Raw genomic sequence first — 7,446 nt, forward strand, 5'->3', positions numbered from 1 at the left:
TTTCATAACTATCACCTTAATAAATCAATAAAAAACGAATTTGATTTCTCGGTTCCTTGGAGGCGATAAAACGGACTCATCCTTTGAGCATTTACCCTTCACTTCAGAAGTTGGTTATTAATATACCCCAAAGAAAAAAGATTACAAGTATTTTTTGCTATTCGTCACACTTTTAGCCACTTGCGGTTATTTTACAAACTTATTTCTGTAATTAAATTACAAAATAGAATTAAACAAACGTTTGCCCGCACCACTTATAAGCATCAATGCGCTTATTTATGATCAGATAGACAAGATCGCTTTCAAAATTTGAGCTATTTGAGGTTTAGAACCGCTACTCGTCAAAACGCTCAAGTGGTATGCTGTTGCCATCAAAACAGACCCATATTTTAGATTTTTGTTCTAGTTTTTTGCCATTACAAAACCTAAATATATGGTTATCAAATAAAAAAGGAGTCATCCGTGTCTGAATTCCATTCTGAGATCAGTAAATTGCCCCCTGCCCCTATTTGGCAGTTTTTCGATAAAATTTGTTCAATCCCGCACCCTTCGAAACATGAAGAAGAACTTGCTCAATACATTATTGCTTGGGCAACAGAGCAAGGCCTAGATGTACGTCGTGACCCAACGGGTAACGTATTCATCAAAAAGCCTGCAACGGCGGGTATGGAAAACAAAAAAGGTGTCGTGCTGCAAGCTCACATCGATATGGTTCCACAAAAGAACGAAGACACAGTTCATGACTTCGCTAAAGATCCAATCCAACCATACATTGATGGTGAGTGGGTTACAGCGAAAGGCACAACGCTTGGCGCTGATAACGGCATGGGCATGGCTTCTTGCCTAGCGGTTCTGGCTTCGAACGAAATCCAACACGGCCCTATCGAAGTTCTACTTACCGTAGATGAAGAAGCAGGCATGACTGGTGCTTTCGGTCTTGAAGCGGGTTGGTTAGAAGGCGATATCCTTCTTAACACAGATTCAGAGCAAGAAGGCGAAGTGTACATGGGTTGTGCTGGCGGTATCGACGGCGCAATGACATTTGAAATTGCACGTAACGCGATTCCAGCTGACTTCGTAACACGTAAGCTAACGCTAAAAGGCCTAAAAGGCGGTCACTCTGGTTGCGACATCCACACAGGTCGTGCAAACGCAAACAAACTGCTTGCTCGTTTCCTAGCGGGTCACGCAAAAGAGCTAGACCTTCGCATCGTCGAATTCAAAGGTGGTAGCCTTCGTAACGCTATTCCTCGTGAAGGTTTCGTAACGGTTGCTGTTCCTGCTGAAAACCAAGAGAAACTGGCTTCGCTATACAACTACTACACAGAGCTGCTTTCAACAGAGCTAGGTAAAGTAGAAGACAGCATCGTGACTTTCAACGAAGAAGCTTCTGTAGAAATGGGCGCACTTGCGTCAGCAGACCAAGCTCGCTTTATCGCGGCACTTAACGCATGTCCAAACGGCGTGATTCGTATGAGTGACGAGATTGAAGGTGTTGTTGAAACATCTCTAAACGTAGGTGTTATCACAACAGAAGAGAACTCAATCACAGTGCTTTGCCTGATCCGTTCTCTTATCGATTCAGGTCGTAGCCAAGTAGAAAGCATGCTTCACTCTGTTGCTGAACTAGCAGGCGCTAACATCGCGTTCTCTGGTGCTTACCCAGGTTGGAAGCCAGATGCAGATTCAGAAATCATGCACATCTTCCGCGACATGTACGAAGGTATCTACGGTCACAAACCAAACATCATGGTTATCCACGCTGGTCTTGAGTGTGGTCTATTCAAAGAACCTTACCCGAACATGGATATGGTTTCTTTCGGCCCAACCATCAAGTTCCCTCACTCTCCTGATGAGAAAGTGAAGATCGATACGGTTGAGCTATTCTGGAATCAAATGGTTGCACTGCTTGCAGCTATCCCAGAAAAAGCATAATTCGATAAACTATGTATGTTCAATAAATGGTGTTTCCAATAAATAGGGCTCTTCACTAAATAGCACTTTCAGTAAACACCGTTTATAGACACAAAATAAAACAGGTACTCAATGAGTACCTGTTTTTGTATCCAATCTTTGTAGCTATGTACTTGTGACTAAATAAACAATTAAGCGCGTGAAGCCGCGTAGCTTTCTAACTCATCAATTGAAGTTTGTGCCACTACTTCGCCGTCGATGAAGTATGTCACCATCTCACCATCACGAACTCCGATCAATGTCGCACGCTCACCAGACTGGTAAGTGATGTCCATTTGGATCGTGTTTTCGTCGATCTGCTGCATTTGACCTTTCTCAATCATATCAGCACTCGTAATCGGACCCACTGGTGCTTCAGTCAGTGACTTATCAAGCTGATGGTTGATATCAAGGTAAGTATCAATCTTAGTATCAAATATATGCGGTGCACCTGTTAGTGGGTTGCTGCCCGTCCAGAACTCTAGTGAGTTGAATACCAAGTAATCAGCTGCAACTGTTAGACCGTAAGCCGGTGCAAGCAATATGTTCAAACCACCACGAGCGTAACGGTTATCAACGGCTTTAAGGTTGAACTTCATTAGGTAACCCGTTACTGCATTGCTACCAACACAGCCAGATAAAGCAACAGATACCACCGCTAGTGCTACAACTTTTGAAATTGTTTTTTTCATTTTCATCTCGATATTTGAATTTGGCCGCCAAAAAATGGCGGTGGATAATAGCAACCAACCAAATGACAAATATCAGTGTACTGTCAGGAAAACCACAATTTGAAACACCCTATAATGAGTCAAATTAAAACTGGAAACTTATTTATAGACAGCTCCATAGAAAACTTTTGTCGTCACCGTAAACCGATTGATTCGTACTAAAAATCAACGATTGGTACATTCCGTGTTAACGAATTATCACCATGTTGAGAACAACCTAAATGGCAAGACTAAAACCTAATCAACCATTCGAATTACTTGGTTATACTGTTCAGCCAGGACAGCGAATGGAGATTGAACTGCAAGCGGCTCAGCTTTACACGCACTCTCCACTTTCGATTCCGATTGAAATTATTCACGGTCGCCAAGCAGGCCCAACACTGATGGTAAATGCGGCTATCCACGGCGATGAGCTAAACGGTGTTGAGATTGCACGACAACTGACCAATGCGATTGATCCAAAGAAACTGAAAGGTACCTTGATTGTTGTGCCTATCGTTAACGTGTTTGGCTTTATCCATAAATCTCGTTACCTACCAGACCGTCGTGACCTAAACCGTTGCTTCCCTGGCAGTGAGAAAGGATCGCTAACATCACGCATCGCTTACACTTTCTTTGAGAATGTGGCGAAGCACTGTGATTTTATTTTGGATCTACACACAGGTGCGATTCACCGTACTAACTTGCCCCAGATCCGTGCAAACCTGTCGAACCCAGAAACATTGCGCATTGCAAAAGCGTTCGCAACACCAGTGATCATTGATTCTCCACTGCGTGATGGGTCACTTCGTAGCGAAGCGGAAAAATTGGGTATCCCTGTATTAACTTACGAAGGTGGTGAAGCGTTGCGTTTTGATCACCTAGCGATTCGTGCGGGTTACCTTGGCGTGCATCAAGTGATGAAAGAAATCGGCATGCTGCGCCCAAACCGTAAAAAGTTGCCAGAGCCAGTGTTGAGCAAATCCACCAGCTGGATCCGCGCTGAGTCAGACGGTATTTTGCGTAACATGGTGAGACTTGGCGAACAAGTTGAAGCAGGACAAACTCTCGCTTACATAAGCTCTCCGTTAGGTCACCAAGAAGGCCAAGTGATCACAACCAAAGGCGGTATCGTGATTGGCCAACAAACTCTACCGTTGGTAAACGAAGGTGACGCAGTATTCCACATTGCTTACTTCAAACAAGATGACGATGAAGTGGGACAATCCGTTGAGAGCTATATTGAAGAAGTAGCGGAAGATGATTGGCTAACGGCGCTTAACAACTAATCAATGAATGACATGTAGTCACTAGCAAGAAGTGGCTACATTTTCGAAAATAAACTCCACAAACTAAAAAGCCCCAATACACTTTTGACTAGAAAGAAAAAAGTTATATTGGGGCTTTTTTTACTTGTCCCTTATCTTAAAATTAAGGAACCTGTAAATTAATTAAGCGCTAAATTACTCAGCGTCTTCTTGCTCTTCTTCACGAGCTTTTGCGCGTGCTTCACGTGCTTGCTCAGCTTTAAGTTCTTTAGTATGACGTAGTTCGTCACGCTCTTTACGCTGCTCTGATTTACGCTCGTTACGTTCAGCTTGGTTTGCGATGAAAGATGCTAGCTCTTTCTCTGCCCACTCTTGTGCTAGAGCTTCAGTTTCAAAACCAGACTCACGCTTAGATACTGTTGTGCTGCGAGACGTTACTTGACGAGTAATCTCGGCACACCAACCGTTGCGTTTTTCTGTAAGGCGGATATCAAATTTTTTGTTCTTAGACATGTTCTATTTTTTCCTAAGGGAGATCATTAAGGGATCGGTCAACTTTGATAACTCCATCTAAGTGAGCATCTTTTAACACCATCCCTTGGTAAGCGCGGTATTAGAGCACAAATCAATGAATATTGCTGCAAATATTTGCAGCGGATCACACTCCATTGCTGCAAATCGTTTGTGCCGGATTTCAATGGGTTCGTAACCCTCCGATTCACCATCAACTTCTATGCTATTTTATCGACAACAATGAAATGAACGGTTCTCAAACAGAGATAAATTAAAGCGATAACTAGCTGCGTTCAAAAAGAGAAGCTCATTGCTTCCCTTTAAAAATGTGTTAGAAAATCAATACGCTTACCCCGGATGACCATCCACTCTTGGTGTTAACAGCATCATGCCAAACTTCCAGATAAACAGACCAAACGCCAACGTCCATAAACCCGCGCTGATGTTGACCATCTCAAATAAGTAAGCAGGGAAGAAAGTGACACCTAAGCTACGAACTAATGCCGCGATAAAGATAGCCGAGAACGCCAGCGCCACACTTGGCCCTTTATAGATAGCACGGCCAGTGTGTCCCATGGTGACACGTGTGATCATCGCAAGAATGAGCCCACTCAAACCACCAATCGCAAACAGGTGCAGCATGTTATGGCTTGCAAATGGATTATCTAATAAGCCTCTTAGCAACAAACTCAAAGGAATACACAAATAAGCCGCATGCAGTGACCACACCAAAGGCTCAGACAACGTTGTCCAAGGCTTCCAACGAACAAAGCGAACCAACTGAGTCACACCTGCAAACACCATCAACTCATTGCCCACTTGAGCAAAGGTCAACGGGAAGAAGCTCAGCACAAACAATCCAACCAAAGGCAGGTTCGCTAGCCATTCCAACCAAACCAGTGGTTGTGCTTTTTCAAAGTCAAAACGACGGGCCGTGAAGAACGGGATAACTCGTCCACCCATTACGGATAATAGCAAGGTAAACCACCATAACATTGCGTGCCATACTGCAGACGATGGGAATGGAGGCATGCCTTTAATCGTCGCGTAACTAGCAAAGTTGGCGACGATAGCCAATATAAACAGCGGCACAAAAAACAAGTTCTTCCAGCCTTTCGATTTCACGACACGGAAACCAATCTCGTAAGCGGCAAAGATCAAGAACAACGCTTCAACCGATGAGATTAACCACAATGGCGCCGGTGTCCAAAATAGAATACGAGGTGCGAGCCACAAACCAACGAGCGCTGCTAATCGATAATGTTTAGTTCCGTTGACTCCCGTCCACGTTTGCACCGCAGTCAGAACAAAACCAACCACAATCGCCATAGAAAAACCAAACAGCATTTCATGTACATGCCACCAAAGCGCGGGGACTTTTAACACTTCAGGCTGACCATTTTGGAACATGACAACCCAAGCGACGATAGCAATCACGGCATAGAGACTGCCAAGAAAGAAGAAAGGTCTAAAACCTAAACGAAGATAAGCTGGAATCGCATCTTCTACGCTTTTATCTGTGATATTTAACAAACTCATTCCTCATTTCAGATAACAAGCCAAGTGTGGCTTATATTGAATTGCTACCAATAGCCAAATTCAAGGTGCAGTAATCATCACCGCAATATTGCCTAACACAATGCATGAAACGCGCCAAAGATATAAAACCAATAAAAACAAGCAACAAGGTGTATTTAGAGAACAAAAAAGTGTCAATTAAACACACCACAAAAAGTTATTTAGACTCGAATATGTGTAAAATAAAAACTACTGACATTTGATGAAGCCAAACATATAGTAAGACTAGTCTCAAATACAAAAGAACAGACAGGGAACGCGATGTATATTTTTGGTTATGGTAGCTTGATCAACTCCTCTTCTCGTCAACTCACAGGTCAAACAGGACAAGCTATTCCTGCGATAGTGCACGGCCTAGTGCGTCACTGGAGTAAAATCGACGACAGCTATGTTTTGTCACCGTTGATCGTCAATCTTGGTGAGGGACAAGTGAATGGTGTTTTGCTTGAGGTCGATGATGTTGCGTTGGCTGAATTTGATCGTCGTGAGCGTGGTTATCATCGAGTTGAGTTAAGAAACGATCAGATAGAGAGCCAAACCGAGTTTAAAGCGGATCAATCGATCTGGGTATACATCAGAGACGAAATCGAAGCGCCTTGTGAAAACAGCCCTATCGTTCAAACCTATGTTGATACTGTCATGGCAGGATGTTTAGAGGTGTCTGAAAGCTTTGCGGCGCACTTTGTGGAACATACACAAGGTTGGCACCATCCATTAGAAAATGATCGCCACCAGCCGAAATACGGCAACCTTGCTGGGGTTTCTGATCACCACCACAGTGTGATTGATGGCTTGATACTGACCGTTCGTAGCTAGTTGATACTCATAATTTGTCGGTCTACATAGCTTGTTGCACTTAGTCAGTGAGCTCGACCGTTAACTGTTCTAAATCGAGATTAAACAACTCAAACCTGTAAACACTTAAGGGGTTAGAGCTAACTTCGAACAAAAGAAAAAGCGCTAGGGGGAGCTAGCGCTTTTAAGACCAACTAAGTCCGTTTAGCCTGGTAGTTTTTTAAGCTATATCATTAGGATATAACCCATTTTTTTACTTAGGTAAATCAAAAAGCCTATTCTTTACGACTACTTTTAGTCGTAAATTAAGTATAGTCGGGTTGTGAAAAATAGAAGGTTTTATTTCGTTTATTTTTACCTTAGACACAAGGTTGAAAAGTAGAAAACCAGCTCAAATGAACTAACCTTTAATCATGATAGGAAATCTTGATGAAGGGCTATATGGATTCAGAGACGACCACCGCCAAATCCACTCCTCAAAAAGAACAATCAAACTTGTTATCGTCTTTACTTCATGAATTCAGAAGAAACAAACTGATTCTGTATTATGTTGCATTCATTGCCCCGTTTACCTTAATCATCAACATATTTGTTCCCGAGAATATGAAATATGACATCTATAGCTATAT

At 42.9% G+C, this 7,446-nt stretch carries 6 protein-coding genes and 1 pseudogene; 4 read left to right on the forward strand and 3 right to left on the reverse strand.

What is annotated here, in order from left to right:
- Positions 1-462: 462 nt before the first annotated feature.
- Positions 463-1,935, forward strand: coding sequence for an aminoacyl-histidine dipeptidase (locus AB4496_RS15895; protein WP_009847477.1), 1,473 nt, complete (start codon positions 463-465; stop codon positions 1,933-1,935).
- Positions 1,936-2,105: 170 nt separating this feature from the next.
- Here AB4496_RS15895 and AB4496_RS15900 read toward each other — a convergent pair whose 3' ends face one another.
- Entirely contained in the window at positions 2,106-2,645 is a 540-nt protein-coding gene (locus AB4496_RS15900; RefSeq protein ID WP_041472888.1) for a DUF3332 domain-containing protein, read from the reverse strand.
- A 260-nt stretch (positions 2,646-2,905) separates the two neighbouring features.
- On the opposite strand from AB4496_RS15900, the gene AB4496_RS15905 reads away from it, so the two are divergent.
- Positions 2,906-3,952, forward strand: a complete 1,047-nt coding sequence (locus AB4496_RS15905; protein ID WP_012604657.1) for a succinylglutamate desuccinylase/aspartoacylase family protein — start codon at positions 2,906-2,908, stop codon at positions 3,950-3,952.
- 174 nt (positions 3,953-4,126) lie between these two features.
- On the opposite strand, the gene AB4496_RS15910 is transcribed toward AB4496_RS15905, so the two are convergent.
- Positions 4,127-4,444, reverse strand: coding sequence for a DUF3622 domain-containing protein (locus AB4496_RS15910; protein WP_009847480.1), 318 nt, complete (start codon positions 4,442-4,444; stop codon positions 4,127-4,129).
- A gap of 348 nt (positions 4,445-4,792) precedes the next feature.
- Positions 4,793-5,977, reverse strand: coding sequence for an NnrS family protein (locus AB4496_RS15915; RefSeq protein WP_102257859.1), 1,185 nt, complete (start codon positions 5,975-5,977; stop codon positions 4,793-4,795).
- Between the two features lie 306 nt (positions 5,978-6,283).
- Here AB4496_RS15915 and AB4496_RS15920 point away from each other — a divergent pair, with 306 nt between their 5' ends.
- Positions 6,284-6,838, forward strand: coding sequence for a gamma-glutamylcyclotransferase family protein (locus AB4496_RS15920; protein WP_102257769.1), 555 nt, complete (start codon positions 6,284-6,286; stop codon positions 6,836-6,838).
- Positions 6,839-7,246: 408 nt separating this feature from the next.
- Positions 7,247-7,446: pseudogene (locus tag AB4496_RS15925) on the forward strand (PAP2 family protein); the annotation flags it as partial.

This window comes from Vibrio sp. 10N.222.46.A1 (genome assembly GCF_041473595.1).
GTDB lineage: Bacteria > Pseudomonadota > Gammaproteobacteria > Enterobacterales > Vibrionaceae > Vibrio > Vibrio tasmaniensis_A.

What these genes read in the sequence shown, in the direction of transcription:
- AB4496_RS15920 (WP_102257769.1), top strand. Translation starts at nt 6,284, where the DNA reads ATGTATATTTTTGGTTATGGTAGCTTGATCAACTCCTCTTCTCGTCAA.
- AB4496_RS15905 (WP_012604657.1), top strand. Translation starts at nt 2,906, where the DNA reads ATGGCAAGACTAAAACCTAATCAACCATTCGAATTACTTGGTTATACT.
- AB4496_RS15900 (WP_041472888.1), bottom strand. Translation starts at nt 2,645, where the DNA reads ATGAAAAAAACAATTTCAAAAGTTGTAGCACTAGCGGTGGTATCTGTT.
- AB4496_RS15910 (WP_009847480.1), bottom strand. Translation starts at nt 4,444, where the DNA reads ATGTCTAAGAACAAAAAATTTGATATCCGCCTTACAGAAAAACGCAAC.